Raw genomic sequence first — 17,457 nt, forward strand, 5'->3', positions numbered from 1 at the left:
TATAGGACAAAAAGTGTTGCTAAAAAGTCGGAACCCCCTTGATTTTACTGACTCAAAAAAGGTTTTATCTTTCTAAAGAGATATATTTTTTAGAAGGAGTATAATTATGAAACTAGTCAGATGCCCTAATTGTGGTTTCGTCTGTAAGAGAAATGGTAAAACAAGTGCGGGTTCTCAACGTTGGTATTGTAATCAATGTTCTTGCTCATTCACAAATAAAGTGAATAAAACTAATAATAATTTACAGATATTTTTGGATTGGTTATTTGGTAAACACACACAGTTAGATATGGCTGGCGATGGACGTTCATTTCGTAGAAAAACATCACAGTTTTGGGAGCTTTGGCCATTACCACCAAAAGTTGAATCATCAAGTAGTGTGGTATTTGTTGATGGTATTTATTTAGCTAGAAATGCTTGTATTTTAATCTGTTGTAATGAGACGCATGTCTTAGGCTGGTATGTTTGTAGATATGAGCATTCTAAGGCTTGGGAGGCTTTATTACGACGTATTTCATCACCTATAGTAGTTATATCCGATGGTGGTACCGGCTTTCAAAAGGCATTAAAAAAAGTTTGGCCGAAAGCCAAACTACAAAGGTGCTTATTTCATGCATTTCAACAAGTAAAACGCTATACAACAATACGTCCTAAAACGATTGCTGGTTGTGAGTTATATGGAATTGCAAGGGATTTATTAACAATACACACGCAAGATCATGCTATGAAGTGGGTACAAAACGTTATGTCATGGAAAGTACGACATAGGGTATTCCTATCAGAAATAACAGTTGATGAAAATGGTACGATACGACCTAAACATGAACGACTTATAAAAGCAGAAAATTCCTTAGTTAAATTGATTAACAAAAGATGTTTATTTACTTACTTAGATGCATCGTTAACATGTACCTGCCCAGCTACTAATAATCGTATAGAAGGTGGTGTAAATGCTCAGTTACGCACTATGTTACGTAATCATAGAGGAATGTCTATTGAAAGACGAATAAAAGCGGTGTTCTGGTGGTGCTATATGCACTCACCAAACCCGCTTTCTAATGCAGAAATACTTAAGGTTATGCCGACCAACAAGAGTATTTCTGATATATATCATACCATACATGAACAATCTAGGTTAGAAGCTTCTATTCCGACTTGGGGTGATGCTATTGTTTGGAGTGATTTGCATAATTATGATTGCCTATTTACCAATCTTTGGGACTAAAATAGCAACACTTTTTGTCCTATAACCCTAAATAATAGATACATATTAAGTTTATTGACGTGAAACTAGGTTATTTCTATGTATATAAGTGCTATAAATGGTATAATAAAGAGTATTAGATTTTCCTATAAAGGAGGTAAATATGAACCCTTCTTTTTCTCATATTAAAATGGTGGCTATCGATTGTGATGAAACCTTGGTACGCAGCGATAATACTGTATCTGACTATACTGTAGATGTATTACAAAGGCTGCATAAAAAAGGGATTGCCATCACTATAGCTACGGGGCGCATGTACCAGACGGCTAAGCCTATTGGCTTGGCTTTACAGCTTGGTAATGTACCGATGATTTTGTTTTCAGGGGGCCTTATTCAAGAATTAGAGACGGGGCGTAAGCTTTTTGAGCAGCCTGTTTCTATTCAAGCTGTACGTCGTATTTTTGATTTAGCTAAACAATACGATTGGCACATTCAATCCTATGTGGATGATCACTTATTATGCCACCATAAAACATGGCAGTCCGATCTCTATGAAACCCAAACAGGTGCTAAAGCGGAGTTTTTAGGGGATGATTTATATAGCTTAACAGTAGAACCTAATAAATTAATTGCTATCGATACTGTAGAAGGCATTGATAGAATTATTGATACCTTAACGCCTTTGGTGGGAGATGTAGTTACATTAGTTCGCAGTCAACGTGACTTTTTAGAAATCATTGCTCCGAATGTATCTAAAGGGCGTGCTTTGGCACAGTTAGCTATTGATAATCACATCGGTTTAGAGAATATTATATCCTTTGGCAATGCAGAGAATGATATTTCAATGCTTAGTGAAACCGGTTATTCAGTAGCTGTTGAAAATGCTACTGATCATGTGAAATCTGTAGCTCATGCAATTTGCGGTCATCATAATGAAGATGGTGTGGCCCGCTGGATTGAAGAGAATCTTTTATAATGGAGTAAAACTATGGAAGCCTTTCGTTTATTAATCGTTACTGGCATGTCTGGTGCTGGTAAAACTCAAGTATTACAGGCCTTAGAGGATATGGGGTATTTATGTATCGACAATATTCCACCTGTGCTGATTCCAAAATTGAGTGAAATTTGCCGTCAAGGTGGGGAGCGTACAAATCGGGTAGCTTTAGTGGTAGATATTCGTGGTGGTGAGTTCTTTGAAGCTCTCTCTTCATCTCTTGATAGATTAAAAGATATGAAGGTAGATTTTGAAATCGTATTCATGGACGCTACTGATGAAACATTAATTCGTCGCTATAAAGAAAGTCGTCGGAGCCATCCATTGGCTCCAGATGGGTTGATTACGACTGGTCTCAAAAAAGAGCGTCAAATTCTTAATTCTGTACGCCATAAAGCAGACTTCATCATTGATACTACAAATATGAAAACAGCTAGTCTTAAAGAGTATTTAAAAACTCGCTTTACTCAAGTGGATGAAGGTCATGGCATGGCTATTACGGTAGTTAGCTTTGGTTTTAAATATGGTATTCCTCTCGATGCGGACATGGTATGGGATGTACGCTTCTTACCAAATCCGTTTTATATTCCTGAATTCCGACATAAAACAGGTCGCGTGAAGGCCGTTAATGAATATATTCATTCCTTTGAAGTAACAGATGAGTTTAAAAAACGCTTCTTTGATACGGTAGATTTTCTTGTACCAAATTATGAACAAGAAGGTAAATCTCAATTTATCGTAGCGGTAGGCTGTACTGGTGGTATGCATCGATCTGTTGCTATGGCAGAATCATTATATTCTCACTTGTTAGAAAAAGGCTATCGTGTATCCGTTGAACATCGAGATATGATGAAAAATAATGTAGAAGAAGACTTTAATCCTCATGAAATTAAAACACTTGGTAACTAGATAGGGGTTCATATGTTGCGAAAAAGATGGTTCCGGTGGCTAAGTCCGGGCCTAAATATAAAACGTTGGCTTGCCCTGTTTAGTGTTGGTGTAGGTCTATTAATTATCGGTATTTCATTGATGTTTAACTATCAATGGTTAGCCGTGCTTGAAGATATTGTACTAGCCTTTTCTTATGATTTAACGGGCTTTTACAATTATAATGTTCTCATTGCTGTAGGGTTTGTACTATTATCCATCGGTGCTATACTGATGCTCATCGGTACGAGTAAGGTTATTAAAACGATTATTCGTGCTGTATTACCAAATCCTGATAGCAAAGTATCGGATATTATTTTTCAGAATATTCGCCTTGATAAGGGCCCAAAAATCGTCGTTATCGGCGGTGGCACGGGGTTATCAAACTTATTGCGTGGCTTGAAGTCTCATACGTCAAATTTGTCAGCTATTGTAACTGTGGCTGATGATGGCGGTTCTTCTGGTCGCTTGCGTCAAGATTTTAAAATGATTGCTCCTGGCGATTTGAGAAACTGCTTGATTGCATTAGCTGAACAAGAAGGGGTTATGGAAAACCTGTTCCGTTACCGCTTTGAAGGGGAAAATGAGCTATCTGGGCATAGTTTTGGTAACCTCTTTATCACAGCACTTGCTCAAGTATATGATGGCGATGTGGAGGAAGCGCTTGAAGCGGCTAGTAAATTGTTGCGTGTACGAGGTCGTGTAATTCCGTCGTCTACTGAGTTCATTAAATTAGTAGCGGAGATGACCGATGGTACTATCGTAGAAGGTGAAAGCAATATTCCGAATTCTGGAAAGCGCATTCAACGTATTTACAGCGATCCTGCTCAACCAAAACCGGAAGGTGCTGCTTTGCGTGCCATCGATGAAGCAGATGTAATCATCTTTGGTCCTGGTAGTTTATATACTAGTATTATTCCAAATCTGTTGACCGATAAGATTGCCTCTCATGTAAGAGCAAGTAAGGCCAATAAAATCTATATTGCTAATGTTATGACGCAGCCAGGTGAAACCACGGGTTATACATTAAATGACCATGTAGAGGCTTTAATTGCTCATGGTGGGGAAGGTATTGTAGATACCGTCTTAGCTAATGATGGTCCATTGCCAATTCAAATGGTTGAGCAATATAGTGCTGTAGGCTCTGAACCTGTAGCATTAGATACGAAAAAATTACAAGCTAAAGGTATTCGTACAATTCGTGCTACCTTGATTAGTTCTAAAAAGCCAGCTGTTCATGATCCAGAACGGTTAGGCAAAGTCATTATGGATATCGTTCGTGCTATGCAATCTAACACAGAACCACATATCCTAGAATATTATCTCCAACGAGACGATCATTAATAAGAAAGGATACCCATGTCATTTGCAGAAGATGTAAAAAATGAATTATGCCAATATGAGTCCTCTAGTGATGCAGATGTGGCCATGAAAATTGAAGCGTCCTGCTTATTGCGCATGGGTGGATCCATTATTTTAGGTATGAACGGTGCCGTAGGAATTCGATTGTCTACGGCTAATAATGCGGTAGCTCGTCGTTTGCTAGGTATTTTAAAGAAACAATACGAATTACCTACTAATGTATTAGTACGACAAGGCTTAAACTTGCGTAAGAAAAATATGTACACCTTATCTGTAGAGCCATCTATAGAGGGGCGTCAAGCTTTAGAAGATCTTGCACTATGGCCTGTAACTGAACAAATTCCACGCAGTTGGCTCAAGTCTATGGAGTCTCGACGTGCTTTTTTACGGGGTGCATTCCTAGGGGGAGGATCCGTTAATAAACCGCAAAGTGATTATCACCTAGAGTTTATGACGGGCAATGAAAGTTTTGCACGGGAGATTATCCATGTGTTACGGCTCTTTCACATTCACGCTGGATTAACGGAGCGCAAGGAAGAGTATGTAGTATACCTTAAAGAAGGCGATGCAGTGACGAACTGCTTACAAATCATGGGTGCTCAATCTGCTCTCATGGAATTTGAAAACGTACGGATTATGAAGACTGTACGAAATCAGATTAATAGACAGGTAAACTGTGAAACTGCAAATTTACAAAAGGTTGTAGATGCAGCGGTACGTCAGGTAAAAGCTATCCGTATTATTGATAGAGAAATCGGTATTGAAGAATTGCCTGAAAAATTGCGAGTCGTTGCAAGACTTCGGTGGGAAAATCCCGAAGCGAGTTTAAAAGAGCTAGAAGAGTTAATGGATGGTGAACTGTCTAAATCGGGTATTGGCCACCGTCTTAAAAAGATTGAAGCATTAGCACTTACATATGACCCGATGGGGCTTGAAGAAATATAGAGGTAATAATATATGTTTTCTTATAAATCAAGATATTGTGTAGCTGCGGCTATGGCCGCCATGGCTGCTCTTACAGGCCATGTAGAGGCTCGTGATATAGATTTACAATCAATTGGATATTTTCAGTTTTCTCCGTTACCACCCACATTGGTAGCTCAAACGGATACATTACTACTATCAGATAGCCCTGAATACGTAGGACCTGTAGGTGGTACGCTTAGTGCAGGTACAATTAATGGCAATGGCCGTATCTATTTTTATCATGTAAATGAAATGGATCAGCCTCATAAAATTGCTATTGTCCTCGAAAATCAAACGGCATATCCTAATACAGTCCATGTAATGCGACAGTTAAAGTCTGTAGCTACACCTGACTATTTTGCGGCTGGTCGTGATTTGTCGCGTAAAGATTTAGAACAGCCTCTTAATGAAAGCCCTAATGCTAGACCATTATATTCATTAAGTATTCCACCTCAAGGTCGTAAACTAATATTTAGCGATTTAGAGCAAACGCCTGTATATCAAGACGCATTATTTACAGGGATTGTAGATATTAAAACGGAAGCGCCTGTATTTGCTCGCGTTATGATGCTACCTATGGGTATTGATGCTGTAGATGCATCTCATTGGGCGAAAAATTTGCCTATTGATGAAATTCAGTTGCGTGGTACCTATACTGGGTCTAAGCGTAATATGGAGGTTACTACACCATTTGATACGACATTAGGCGGTGCTTTTGTAGAAATCGGTAATGACCGTGAAGATATGTTTATCAACGGTGTAGACGAAATGCAAAATAAAGCATTTGTTCGCGATCGTGGTAACTATGGTGTATCTTATACACTAAAAATTCCTACAAAGGGTAATGAACCATTTAGATTGTATTTTAACCCTCTTGGTGGTCCCTATTCTGGTTCCTTTACGGTGAAAGCATTACACCAACAAGGTGCTCGCCGTGGTCAAATAGATACACGAACCTATCATATTGGCGGTGCTGATGGTATCTCTGCACTTGGGGATGGAACTATTTTAGATAGTCGCATCATGGGTAACTATAACGCAGGTGATTTATTAACATTAAACTTTATGCCTGCAGGGGCATCTAACTTGCCGATACGGTTCTTGTTAATCCCTGAATCTCTTGCAAATCCACAAAAACATCAAACTATTGCTGTTAATGTTCCTAAGGATGTAAAAGATAGTTTAGGTCATCCAACTCAAGGAACTACGCAAATTCCGGTAGGCCCTATAGGTGGTAAAGATAGCAATAAAGGTACTGTAGATACTACAAAATCTACTTTGACACCTAGTAAGCAGGCAGAGAATATCGCTCATGAAGAAACTAAAAAGTTAAGTGATAAAGCAGCTGCTGAAGCTAAAAAAGAAGCTCAACTTAAAAAATCAAAAGAAGCAGAGGAAACATTAGCACGTAAAAAAGCAGAAGAAGCTAAATTAGCTGCTGAAAAAGCAGAAATGGCACGCAAGGCTGCAGAAGCCAAACATGCTGAAATTGAGCGTAAAATGGCAGAAAAAGCCGAAGCTGATCGCAAGGCAGCTGAATTAAAAGCGGCTCAAGAGGCGCAAGCGGCAAAAGAAAAAGCAGCTTTAGAGGCTAAGAAAGTCGAAGAAATGCGACAAGCAGAAGAGGCAAAACGCATAGAAGCAGCTAGAAAGGCTGAGCTTGAACGCCAAGCTGAGGAAGCTCGCAAGGTAGAAGAAGTGCGTAAAGCTGAGTTGGCTCGTATCGAAGCGGCACGTAAGGCGGAAGCAGAACGTGTAGAGGCAGCACGAAAAGCGGAAGCAGCTCGCATAGCAGCCGAAGAAAGACGTCTTGAAGAAGAGCGTAGAATTGAAGCCGCTCGTGTAGAGGCAGCTCGTAAAGCTGAGGAAGCACGTAAGGCAGCTGAGGCTAAGGCTCGATTTGAAGCGCAACGAGCGGCAGAAAAGGCGGCCTTAGAAGCTAAGAGAGCCGAAGAAGAACGTTTAGCAGCAGAAGCAAAAGCTCGTTTAGAAGCAAAACGTAAAGCAGAACAAGAAGCATTAGAAGCTAGACGCGCCGAGGAAGCTCGTAAAGCTGCAGAAGCAAAAGCTGCCTTGGAAGCACAACGTGCAGCAGAGCAAGCTCGTAAAGCTGAAGAAGCACGAATTGAGGCTGCTCGTAAGGCAGAGGAGGCTCGTAAAGCGGCAGAAGCAAAACGTGCTGAAGAAGCGCGTAAAGCAGAAGAGGCGAGAATTGAAGCAGCCCGTAAAGCTGAACAAGCTCGTTTGGCTGAAGAGGCTCGTAAGGCAGAGCAAGAACGACTTGCGGCAGAACGAGCTGAAGCAGAACGCCAAGCCGCAGAGGCTCGCCGTATTGCTGAGGAACGATACCAAGCGCATCTTGAAGCGGAGCGTAAGGCCGAAGCGGCTCGTCAACAAGCGTTGGCACAAGCCGAAATCGAACGTAAAGCTAAAGAGCGTGCTGAAGCAATTCAACGTGTTAAAGAACAACAAGAAAATGCTCGTCGTCGAGCAGAGCTTGCTCGACAACAAATTGAAGAGGAACGTAAAGCGGCTCAAGCTGCTAAGACTGGTCCATCCTTTAACGAGCTTGACGATATTCATGAAGATACACCGAATGTAACAATTCCAAATGCAGTATCTATCGATGAATTAACTAAGCCAAGACCGACGGCATCTCAAAATACGCGTCGTCGTGATCAACGACAACCGCAAGTGCCACAAGATCAGCAATATGTGCAAGTGAATCCGATGCCAACTGCGCCGATAGCTCCATTGGCACCACAAAATGAACAGCAAAACGAAGAACAAAATCCTCCAAGAATTTATCCTTTAGGCTAATACTGTTAATTTCAATTGATAAAATTTTTAAGTTAAACTAGTCTATTGTGAGGGGTTAAAAGCTGTTTAAATATAGAGAGGACAAGCAATTTTTATGGGCTTGTCCTCTTTTTAAAATCATTATGAATTTTGCGTTTTACATTGACTTTCACAGGTAGATTCAGTACAATAAAAAAAGAAAATGCGTATATGGTACGAGAGACCATTGCATAATACAATACCTTTTAATTTAGTCCAGAGAGGCTGAAAAAGGAATATAGTTGAAGCGCCCATAAGGGCTTCTTTGTGCAAACTATTTGACCTTTTGCCCTGGGCAAAAGGTCTTTTTTGTTACGTGAGTTAGGAGGAAATCATGGGACAAGTTAGCCTAAAAGGCAAACATTTATTAGGTTTGCAAAATGTGTCACCTGAAGAAATCAAATTGATTTTAGATGTGGCAAAGAAAATGAAGAACATCGTACTTTCTGATGATAAGAAGGTTCCACTTTTGAAGGGAAAATCTATTATTAACCTCTTTATGGAGCCAAGTACTCGTACCCGTAGTTCCTTTGAGTTAGCCGGCAAATATTTAGGGGCTGACGTTATCAATCTTTCTCCAAGTGGCTCTTCCATGGGTAAAGGTGAAAGCTTCCGCGATACATTGTTAACAATGTCCTACATGGGCACAGATGCTATCGTAATGCGCCACAGCGCAGAAGGTGCACCTTTATATGCTACAAAAGCAGTTGATCCTATCATCATCAACGCAGGTGATGGCGCTCATGAGCATCCAACTCAAGCTTTGCTAGATATGTACTCTATTTTAGAGAAAAAAGAATCCCTTGAAGGCTTAAAAGTAGTAATTATCGGCGATATCATGCACAGTCGTGTAGCAAGATCTAACATCTACGGCCTTACTAAAATGGGTGCTGATGTACATCTAGCTGGTCCTCGTACAATGGTATATCCAGAACTTGAAAAACTAGGTGTTACTGTACACCATGATATTCGTGAAGCAGTTGCTAATGCAGATGTAGTAAATGTACTTCGTATTCAATTAGAACGTATTCACTCTGCACTATATCCTACAAATAGAGAATATGCACGAATCTTTGGCATCAATAACGAAGTACTGAAATTAGCTAAAGACGATGTAATGGTAATGCATCCAGGCCCGATGAACCGCGGTCTTGAAATTGCGCCAGATGTAGCATATTCTGATCAATCAGTAATTCAAGAACAAGTACGCAATGGCGTAGCTGTACGTATGGCTGTATTGTACTTAACTATTATCGGAGGTGACGGTAGTGAGCTTGCTTATTAAAAATGGTACGGTAGTAAATCCGGCAAAAAAACAAAACGAAGTAGCAGACGTTCTCGTAAAAGATGGTAAAATTGCAGCCATCGGTCAAAATTTAAGTGCAGATGGCGCTGAAGTATATGATGCAACAGGTCTTATCGTAGCACCTGGCCTTATCGATATTCATACACATTTGCGTGAACCAGGCCAAGAAGCGAAAGAAGACTTCCACTCTGGTACACAAGCAGCTGCAGCGGGTGGTTTCACACGCGTTGTAACTATGGCTAATACTAATCCTGTAGTTGATAATGCGATGCTAGTAAGAGGTTTGCAAAGACAAGCAGAGCTTACTGGTGTAGTTAAAGTTGAATTCATCGGCGCTGTATCTAAAGGTCTTGAAGGTAAAGAACTTGCTGAATTAGGCGATATGGCTGAAGCAGGTGTAGTTGCATTCTCCGACGATGGTCACTATGTAGAAAATGCGGCTTTCATGCGTCGCGCTTTAGAATACTCCTCCATGTTCAATAAAATGGTCATCGACCATGCGGAAGATATTACATTGACTAAAAATGGTCATATGCACGAAGGTATTGTATCTTATGAACTAGGTGTTTCTGGTCGTCCTGCCGTAGCTGAAGATTTGGCTGTAGCACGTGATATCTTATTGTCTGAAATGACAGGTGGTCATATCCATATCGCTCACGTAAGTAGTAAAAATACGGTAGATATGGTTCGTCGTGCGAAGGCTAAAGGCCTTAATGTAACTTGTGAAGTTACAAGCCAACATTTATCCTTTACTGACGAATATTTACGCGAATATAACCCAGCTTTCAAAATGGCTCCTCCAATTCGCTCCGAAGATCATCGTCAAGCTTTGTTAGAAGGTTTGAAAGATGGCACAATTGATGCCATTATCACAGACCATGCACCTCATGCATTTGAAGAAAAAGACCATGAGTTCTGCTGTGCACCAAATGGCTTCAGTGGTCTCGAAACATCTTTGGCAGCAGTTATTACAAATGCCTACGGTCCAGATAAACTTAGCATTGACCAAGTTGTGTACAATATGAGTACTCGTCCAGCTGAATTGATGCGTCTCGATGCAGGTGTTCTTGAAGTTGGCAAACCAGCGGATATTACAGTATTCTCTACAACTGAAGAATGGACTGTAGACCGCAATAAATTCTATACAAAAGGTAAGGTAAGCCCGTTCGATGGCATGACTGTTAAAGGTAAAGCAAAACTTACAGTCGTTAATGGCGAAGTAGTCATGAAGGATGGCGTAGTCTTACGATAAAAGGCACGTTAGTACTACCTTGCTTAACAAGTCTCGATACAGCACGCGAAGTATTACGAGTTGTAGCAAATCGTAAAAATAATGCAAATTATACTGTAGAAGCGTTACAGGATTTTGAATTGGAGTAATAACCATGAGTGGCTATGTAGAACAGGGCGAAGTCGTTCGCAATGAGCAAATAGGCTCTGATGTGTGGGTAATGGATATCCACGCACCAAAACAAGCAGCAGAAGCAAAGGTAGGACAGTTTTGTAATGTTCGCGTAGCGGACTCAACAGCACCATTATTGCGCCGACCTATCAGCTATGCAGGCTTTGATGCAGAAAAGGGGACGATCACCCTTTTGTATCGTGTCGTAGGTAAAGGGACTGAGATTATGACTCACCTTGTTCCAGGCGATACTCTAGATTGTTTAGGTCCTTTGGGTGAACCATTTGTTACATCTAAGAATATGCTTCTCGTTGGTGGTGGCGTAGGTATTGCACCAATGTTATGCATATCTTCCCATTTGAAAGAAGGGGAAGAAGCACAAGTTATTCTCGGTTTTAGAAATGAAAGCGAAACCTTCTGGGCAGACTTATTTAACGATACGCCTGTTAAAGTACATATCACTACTGATGATGGTAGCGTAGGTACAAAAGGTTTCCCTACGGCTATCATGCCGGATCTGATTAATGCTAATGCTTTCACATCTGTTATGACTTGTGGTCCGACGCCGATGATGAAAGGCGTAGCTCAAGTGGCTAAAGACCTCAATGTACCATGCCAAGTTTCTCTTGAAGAGCGCATGGGTTGTGGTACAGGTGGTTGTTTAGGCTGTGGTTGTGATGGTGCAGAAGGTAAACGCTATAAAGTTTGCAAAGATGGTCCTGTATTCCCAGCTGAGGAGGTGTTCTTTTAATGAGTGAACGCGATTTAAATAACACCGTTACGCCAAATCCAAAGTTAGCTATCGATTATTGCGGTATTAAGATGAAAAATCCTATTATCGCTGCGTCTGGTACCTTTGGTAATGGCCCTGAATATGCAGGCTACGTTGATCTAAGCAATGAAGTAGGGGCTATCTCTGTAAAAGGTTTGACTCCAAAAGGTCGTCATGGTAACCGCGGTACTCGCATTGCAGAAACACCATCTGGTGTTTTGAATTGTATCGGCCTTGAAAATCCTGGGGCGGAATATTTTGTTACAGATATTTTGCCAGATTTAAAGAAATACGATGTACCATTACTTGCTAATATGTCTGCAGGCACCATTGAAGAATTTGCGTGGATGGCTGAGACTTTATCTGTAGATGGTATTGCAGGTTTAGAAGTTAACGTATCTTGTCCAAATGTAGAGTGTGAAGGTATGGCCTTTGGTGTAGACCCAAAGGTAGTTGAACAAGTAACTAAAGCAGTTCGTAAAGTTACCGATAAACCTGTTATTGTAAAACTTTCACCAAATGTAACAGACATTGTGGAAATTGCAAAGGCTGTAGAAGCCGGTGGTGGTGATGGGGTAAGTCTCATTAATACCATTCTCGGTATGGCCATAGATATTCACCGTCGACAACCTGTATTGGGTAATATTTATGGTGGTTTATCTGGTCCAGCTGTTAAACCGGTAGCACTTCGTATGGTGCACCAAGTTTATAAAGGGGTTAATATTCCTATTATGGGGCTTGGTGGAATTATGACTGGTACTGATGCTATCGAATTTATGATGGCTGGTGCTCAAGCCGTTCAAGTTGGAGTTGCTACGATGGTAGATCCAACAGCCATTTCACGTATTGCCCGTGAAATGAGTGAATATGTAGAACAATATAATTTAAATAGCATAACTGATATCGTTGGTGCTGTTCATAAAGCTTAATCTAATCATATCTATGGTAAACTTACACAACCATAAGTTTTCCTGCACAATCATAAGTTTTACTGTACAACCATAAGCTTTACTGATATACAAGATATGATGCAAAAAGACCTAGTACATATTGCACTAGGTCTTTTCTTATGTATTCTACTGAAGGCTATATTTATAGCCGCTACAGTAGTATGCTCTGTTAACGTCATATTTTGGTAATCGTTTTGCCTATTCTTAATTAGACATAAGCTTTGTAGAAATCGATAAATTGCTGTGCTACAGGAGATAAAGCATGTCCTTTAAGAGTGATAAAGGCTTTTTTAAAGTCCCCTGAGAATTCTGGCAATTTGATGCGGGCCATCTTACGATGGTTGATCAATTCTTTTGCATCCATTGGAACTAATGATACAGTGCGGCCAGAAGAAGCCCATTCAATAGCGGAGCTTTTAGTAGTAGTTATAGCCACTGCATTGAGTTGTTCCATGTCTGTTAAGCTAGATTGCATAATCATACGTACGGAACCACCAGAGAGGGATAGAGGACATTTTTTTATGTCTTCCCAAGTGATGGTATCATGTTCACGATCTGTCCAGAATACATCGCGACGGAAGATAGCATATAAATGTTCTTCTTGGGTAAGAAGAATATCAAATTTATCAGTGTCTACCATCTGAATGTTAGCAATACCTAATTCAGCACTGCCGTTGATGAGTTGATTTACTACATTTGTCATGAGACCTTCGTAAATCTCAAAGTGAACAGACGGATACTTCATAGAAAAGGCTGGCAAATATTGCTGCACGATTGGTGTTGAACGAGAAGCAGAGGTTGCAATACGCAAGGTACCTTCAATGCGAGAGTTCAATTGTTGCACAGCATTATAGGTAGATTCTTCAATAGAGCAAAGCTGTTGTGCCTTTTCATAGAAGATTTTACCAGCATCTGTTAATTGTAAGTTGGATCCTCGTTGCCCGCGTTTGATATTGATTAACTGGGCTCCAAATTCAGCCTCTAAATATTTCAACTGCTTGCTTAACGCTGGTTGTGTAATATGAAGAATCTCTGCGGCCTGCGTCATATTGCCCGTTTGAACGAGGGTAATAAAATTGTGGTAGTAAGATGTATCCATGGAATCTCCCTATTATACACAAAATAAGATAAATAAAAATTATAACGAACTAAGTAACCGTCATTTCACATTTTATAAAATGGTATATATACTATACTCAACAAGGAAATAGTGAGTTAATTATATATGAAGTAAACTTTCTATCCTTATCACAATTTTTGATATAATGACGGTGGTTAAGAAAGTGGGTACTACTATGGGCGTGGTAAAAAGAACATTAAGCAAAGCAATTCGTAACTGGGAAGCACGTAGATTAATGACTGCACATAATACTGGTTTAAGTCGTAAAAAACAACTTGAACGCGTGTGGCCTCATCCGTTGACTAATGAAAAACGTCGTGAACTTAGTCAAGGCGTAACAGGTTTAGTTAACCACGGCAACTAATTGCCTAGTGTCTATTGGTTAGATGATTCATCTAGCGGTAGTACCACTTCAATAGAATCTAATATTGTACAATCTGCAGCTCCATGACTCATGTCTTGGAGCTCTTTTTGTATGCCTTCCACATCAGTAGGGGGGACTAAGATTGTTACCGTTACATGTTCACCAAAATTTGCTTCATAATGTAGTTTTTTGTCTTGTACAAATCTTTCTACTGCGCCATATAGTGAGTAATCGATGGTTGCTTGTAGTTGAGTTCGTGTTGTGTGTAGTTCTTTAGGGGCAAGACGTAATGTTTCCGCAACGGAGTGTGAATATGCACGAATCAAGCCACCAGCACCTAGTTTAATACCACCAAAATAGCGAGTTACAACGACTACAACATTGGTAATACCAGTTTTCTTGAGCACTTCTAACATTGGCTTGCCAGCTGTACCAGATGGCTCGCCATTATCGGAAGATCGCTGTTGTTCTTGCTTAGGACCTAATGCATAGGCTGTACAGTTATGAGTGGCATCCCAAAACTCTTTGTTGATGCGACCGATGAAGGCTTGCGCCTCCTCTTCAGTTGTACAAGGGTAAATAGTTGTGATAAATCGTGATTTATCAACAATATATTCATGGCGGAATTCCTTCGCTACCGAAGTAAATTCTACTGTAGGACTCATTGATTCAGGCATATTTTCACCTCCTTTAGAATCAAAGTTTATGTTTATTCATCATCACTTTATTATAATCTATTTATGAATGTTGTGTATAGGTAGGGATATGTTAATTCCCCTGTAAAAAAGGAATAATCCTCTAAATTTAGTAGGATATTGACGTATTGAGAATTTATGTTACTATTAAATAGAGATGTATGAATGTGTACTCATGTAAATGTGTTCATATGTTAAATGTTAGAACTTAATAAAAATCTCTACTATTAATACAAGCTATGTACACTATAAGTTTATGGTCATATGTCTTGTATTTCTATAAGTGTACATATCTTTACATATACGGTTAGAAGGAAGTGATACTATGAGTAAGAAGAAACAAGAGTTTGATATAACAGGTATGCATTGTGCCGCCTGTGTAAAGCGTGTTGAAAATGTTGTTTCTAAAGTCGATGGTGTAGAGTCTGTAAAGGTAAATCTTTTGACTCGAAAGGGTAGCGTTGAATATAAAGAGGGCTCTAGCGTAGAACCACAACAGATTATAGAGGCTATTACAAATATCGGCTTTGGTGCTGAAGAGGCGGATGAAACAAAGCAGGAAATAGAAAAGGTTAATTTAAAGCCTCATATTATCCGATTAATAGTTGCAGCTTGTATGGCTGTGCCTATGATGGTGAATATGACCCTCCATCGATTTGGTATTGAAGCATTGCCTGTATGGGTTGAGTTTATTCTAGCTACTATCGCTCAGTTTGGACCTGGTCTCATGTTTTATAAGAGTGCGTGGAGTGCCGTGAAAAATGGTGCCCTTACAATGGATGTACTCGTAGTAATGGGTACGACAGTAGCGTATCTATTCAGTATTTATAATTGGCAGTTCCATCCTGAGCTAGGGCCTCATGGCATTTACTTTGAAACCTCTGCGTGGCTCATTACCTTTATCCTTCTTGGTAAACTCTTAGAAGAGATTGCAAAAGGGCGTACCTCTGAAGCACTTCAAAAATTGATTGCTTTACAACCTGCAACGGCTCATGTGTTGCGTGACGGTGAGTTTGTAGATATTCCTACTTCTAAAGTAGTAGCCGGCGATATTTTACAAGTACGGGCAGGCGAAAAAATTCCCGTGGATGGTACAATTACTGACGGCTATTCTACAGTAGATGAGGCTATGCTCACAGGTGAAAGCTTGCCTGTAGAAAAACAAGTAGGCTCCGAGGTAATTGGAGCGACCATTAACTTGAGTGGTGCTTTCACGATGGAAGCGAAGCGTATTGGTTCCGATACAATGCTGTCCCAAATCATCAAGGTTGTAGAAGAGGCACAAACCTCTAAAGCGAGCATTCAACGTATTGCTGATATCGTAGCACAATACTTCGTTCCTATCGTTATTGGCCTTGCTATTCTAACAGGTCTCGTTTGGTACTTTGTAATGGGCGATTCTCTCAATGTGGCGCTCATTAATGCTACAGCCGTCCTCGTTATTGCGTGTCCATGTGCTCTTGGTCTTGCAACGCCAACATCTATCATGGTTGGCTCTGGTCTAGGTGCAGAACATGGTGTTCTCATCAAGAGTGCAGAATATCTTGAAAAAGCAGGAAAACTTGATGCTATCGTTATGGATAAAACTGGCACCCTTACACAAGGTGTGCTAGATGTGACGGCTTTCAAAAACTTTAATGGTGATGAAAGCACAAATATGTCGATTATGATGGCTCTTGAAAGTGGTACATCACATCCGATTGCTAAGGCTATGGTGTACTACGGTGAAGATCGTGGCTATAAAGGTACAGCTGTTGAACTTGAAAGTTTTGGTGATGTACCAGGTAAAGGTTTACAAGGGGCATACCAAGGCGTATCTGTACAGCTTGGTCATAGCCGTTGGATGACTGAATTAGGTTACGATTTAAGTGCGGTTCAAGACGATATTCTTCGTTTTGAAGAACAAGGTGCATCTGTATCTGTTCTAGCCGTTGATGGTATAATCAGTGCTTTGTGGGCTGTAGAGGATGAATTGCGTCCAGAAACTATTGAGGTTGTAAAAGAATTACAGTCTCAAGGTATCGATGTATGGATGCTTACCGGTGATAATCGACGTACGGCTCAATATATTGCTAAACAAGCAGGTATTACTCACGTTATTGCAGAAGTCTTGCCTCAAGATAAAGCTAGCAAGGTAAAAGAGTTACAAGATAAAGGTCTTGTAGTGGGCATGGTAGGCGACGGTATCAATGATGCACCTGCTCTTGTAACTGCAGATATTGGCTTTGCCATCGGCAGTGGTACAGATATTGCGGTAGAGGCGGCGGATATCGTTCTCGTAAGAAACGATTTACATACATTAGTTCAAGCGGTTCGTCTCAGTCGTAAGACCATGACCAACATAAAACAAAATCTGTTCTGGGCGTTGATCTTTAACTGCATCGGAATTCCTCTAGCGGCTATCGGTGCATTGAATCCGATGATTGCGGGTACAGCGATGGCATTCAGTTCCGTTACCGTTGTGGGTAACTCCCTTCGCTTGAAACGAGCTAAACTCTAATTATATATGAGATAAAATATAGAACAGCACCTATAGAATGGTATAGGTGCTGTTTTG

At 40.3% G+C, this 17,457-nt stretch carries 14 protein-coding genes; 12 read left to right on the forward strand and 2 right to left on the reverse strand.

The window, feature by feature from the left end; translation table 11 throughout:
* The first annotated feature begins 106 nt into the window (after positions 1–106).
* The 10 genes from VRHSUH09_RS02760 to VRHSUH09_RS02805 all read left to right on the forward strand — a co-directional run bounded on the left by VRHSUH09_RS02760 (position 107) and on the right by VRHSUH09_RS02805 (position 12,700).
* Complete coding sequence (locus tag VRHSUH09_RS02760) at positions 107–1,225, forward strand: IS256-like element ISVesp1 family transposase (RefSeq protein WP_105081111.1); 1,119 nt, start codon at positions 107–109, stop codon at positions 1,223–1,225.
* Between the two features lie 142 nt (positions 1,226–1,367).
* A complete protein-coding gene (locus VRHSUH09_RS02765) occupies positions 1,368–2,180 on the forward strand; it encodes a Cof-type HAD-IIB family hydrolase (protein ID WP_105081308.1) in 813 nt (270 codons plus the stop codon).
* 12 nt (positions 2,181–2,192) lie between these two features.
* Positions 2,193–3,107 (forward strand): RNase adapter RapZ, encoded by a 915-nt coding sequence (rapZ, locus tag VRHSUH09_RS02770; protein ID WP_009352646.1) that lies wholly within the window; start codon positions 2,193–2,195, stop codon positions 3,105–3,107.
* A gap of 12 nt (positions 3,108–3,119) precedes the next feature.
* Positions 3,120–4,469: a gluconeogenesis factor YvcK family protein gene (locus VRHSUH09_RS02775; RefSeq protein WP_105081309.1), complete on the forward strand. Its 1,350-nt coding sequence runs from the start codon at positions 3,120–3,122 to the stop codon at positions 4,467–4,469.
* Positions 4,470–4,484: 15 nt separating this feature from the next.
* Entirely contained in the window at positions 4,485–5,432 is a 948-nt protein-coding gene (whiA, locus tag VRHSUH09_RS02780) for a DNA-binding protein WhiA (protein WP_105081310.1), read from the forward strand.
* A gap of 12 nt (positions 5,433–5,444) precedes the next feature.
* Positions 5,445–8,273: an ATPase gene (locus VRHSUH09_RS02785; RefSeq protein WP_105081311.1), complete on the forward strand. Its 2,829-nt coding sequence runs from the start codon at positions 5,445–5,447 to the stop codon at positions 8,271–8,273.
* A 352-nt stretch (positions 8,274–8,625) separates the two neighbouring features.
* Positions 8,626–9,576, forward strand: a complete 951-nt coding sequence (locus VRHSUH09_RS02790) for an aspartate carbamoyltransferase catalytic subunit (protein WP_105081312.1) — start codon at positions 8,626–8,628, stop codon at positions 9,574–9,576.
* Complete coding sequence (locus tag VRHSUH09_RS02795) at positions 9,560–10,849, forward strand: dihydroorotase (protein ID WP_105081313.1); 1,290 nt, start codon at positions 9,560–9,562, stop codon at positions 10,847–10,849. Before VRHSUH09_RS02790 ends, VRHSUH09_RS02795 begins: the two co-directional genes overlap by 17 nt.
* A gap of 133 nt (positions 10,850–10,982) precedes the next feature.
* Complete coding sequence (locus tag VRHSUH09_RS02800) at positions 10,983–11,750, forward strand: dihydroorotate dehydrogenase electron transfer subunit (protein WP_105081314.1); 768 nt, start codon at positions 10,983–10,985, stop codon at positions 11,748–11,750.
* Entirely contained in the window at positions 11,750–12,700 is a 951-nt protein-coding gene (locus VRHSUH09_RS02805) for a dihydroorotate dehydrogenase (protein WP_105081315.1), read from the forward strand. Before VRHSUH09_RS02800 ends, VRHSUH09_RS02805 begins: the two co-directional genes overlap by 1 nt.
* Before the next feature lie 229 nt (positions 12,701–12,929).
* Here the strand turns inward: VRHSUH09_RS02805 and VRHSUH09_RS02810 are convergent, their stop codons facing one another.
* Positions 12,930–13,820, reverse strand: a complete 891-nt coding sequence (locus tag VRHSUH09_RS02810) for a LysR family transcriptional regulator (protein WP_105081316.1) — start codon at positions 13,818–13,820, stop codon at positions 12,930–12,932.
* Between the two features lie 196 nt (positions 13,821–14,016).
* Here VRHSUH09_RS02810 and VRHSUH09_RS02815 point away from each other — a divergent pair, with 196 nt between their 5' ends.
* Complete coding sequence (locus VRHSUH09_RS02815; protein ID WP_009352671.1) at positions 14,017–14,205, forward strand: hypothetical protein; 189 nt, start codon at positions 14,017–14,019, stop codon at positions 14,203–14,205.
* Between the two features lie 11 nt (positions 14,206–14,216).
* Here the strand turns inward: VRHSUH09_RS02815 and VRHSUH09_RS02820 are convergent, their stop codons facing one another.
* The gene (locus tag VRHSUH09_RS02820) at positions 14,217–14,882 is read right to left on the reverse strand and encodes a YigZ family protein (RefSeq protein WP_105081317.1); all 666 of its coding nucleotides are present in this window, start codon (positions 14,880–14,882) and stop codon (positions 14,217–14,219) included.
* Positions 14,883–15,225: 343 nt separating this feature from the next.
* Here VRHSUH09_RS02820 and VRHSUH09_RS02825 point away from each other — a divergent pair, with 343 nt between their 5' ends.
* Entirely contained in the window at positions 15,226–17,400 is a 2,175-nt protein-coding gene (locus tag VRHSUH09_RS02825) for a heavy metal translocating P-type ATPase (protein ID WP_054748451.1), read from the forward strand.
* Positions 17,401–17,457 lie beyond the last annotated feature (57 nt).

The organism is Veillonella rogosae JCM 15642 (assembly GCF_002959775.1).
Classification (GTDB): Bacteria; Bacillota; Negativicutes; order Veillonellales; family Veillonellaceae; genus Veillonella; species Veillonella rogosae.

Bases quoted from the DNA above. Each gene is read 5' to 3' on its own strand.
- VRHSUH09_RS02760 (WP_105081111.1), top strand. From the start codon at position 107: ATGAAACTAGTCAGATGCCCTAATTGTGGTTTCGTCTGTAAGAGAAAT.
- VRHSUH09_RS02765 (WP_105081308.1), top strand. From the start codon at position 1,368: ATGAACCCTTCTTTTTCTCATATTAAAATGGTGGCTATCGATTGTGAT.
- rapZ (WP_009352646.1), top strand. From the start codon at position 2,193: ATGGAAGCCTTTCGTTTATTAATCGTTACTGGCATGTCTGGTGCTGGT.
- VRHSUH09_RS02775 (WP_105081309.1), top strand. From the start codon at position 3,120: ATGTTGCGAAAAAGATGGTTCCGGTGGCTAAGTCCGGGCCTAAATATA.
- whiA (WP_105081310.1), top strand. From the start codon at position 4,485: ATGTCATTTGCAGAAGATGTAAAAAATGAATTATGCCAATATGAGTCC.
- VRHSUH09_RS02785 (WP_105081311.1), top strand. From the start codon at position 5,445: ATGTTTTCTTATAAATCAAGATATTGTGTAGCTGCGGCTATGGCCGCC.
- VRHSUH09_RS02790 (WP_105081312.1), top strand. From the start codon at position 8,626: ATGGGACAAGTTAGCCTAAAAGGCAAACATTTATTAGGTTTGCAAAAT.
- VRHSUH09_RS02800 (WP_105081314.1), top strand. From the start codon at position 10,983: ATGAGTGGCTATGTAGAACAGGGCGAAGTCGTTCGCAATGAGCAAATA.
- VRHSUH09_RS02805 (WP_105081315.1), top strand. From the start codon at position 11,750: ATGAGTGAACGCGATTTAAATAACACCGTTACGCCAAATCCAAAGTTA.
- VRHSUH09_RS02810 (WP_105081316.1), bottom strand. From the start codon at position 13,820: ATGGATACATCTTACTACCACAATTTTATTACCCTCGTTCAAACGGGC.
- VRHSUH09_RS02815 (WP_009352671.1), top strand. From the start codon at position 14,017: ATGGGCGTGGTAAAAAGAACATTAAGCAAAGCAATTCGTAACTGGGAA.
- VRHSUH09_RS02820 (WP_105081317.1), bottom strand. From the start codon at position 14,882: ATGCCTGAATCAATGAGTCCTACAGTAGAATTTACTTCGGTAGCGAAG.
- VRHSUH09_RS02825 (WP_054748451.1), top strand. From the start codon at position 15,226: ATGAGTAAGAAGAAACAAGAGTTTGATATAACAGGTATGCATTGTGCC.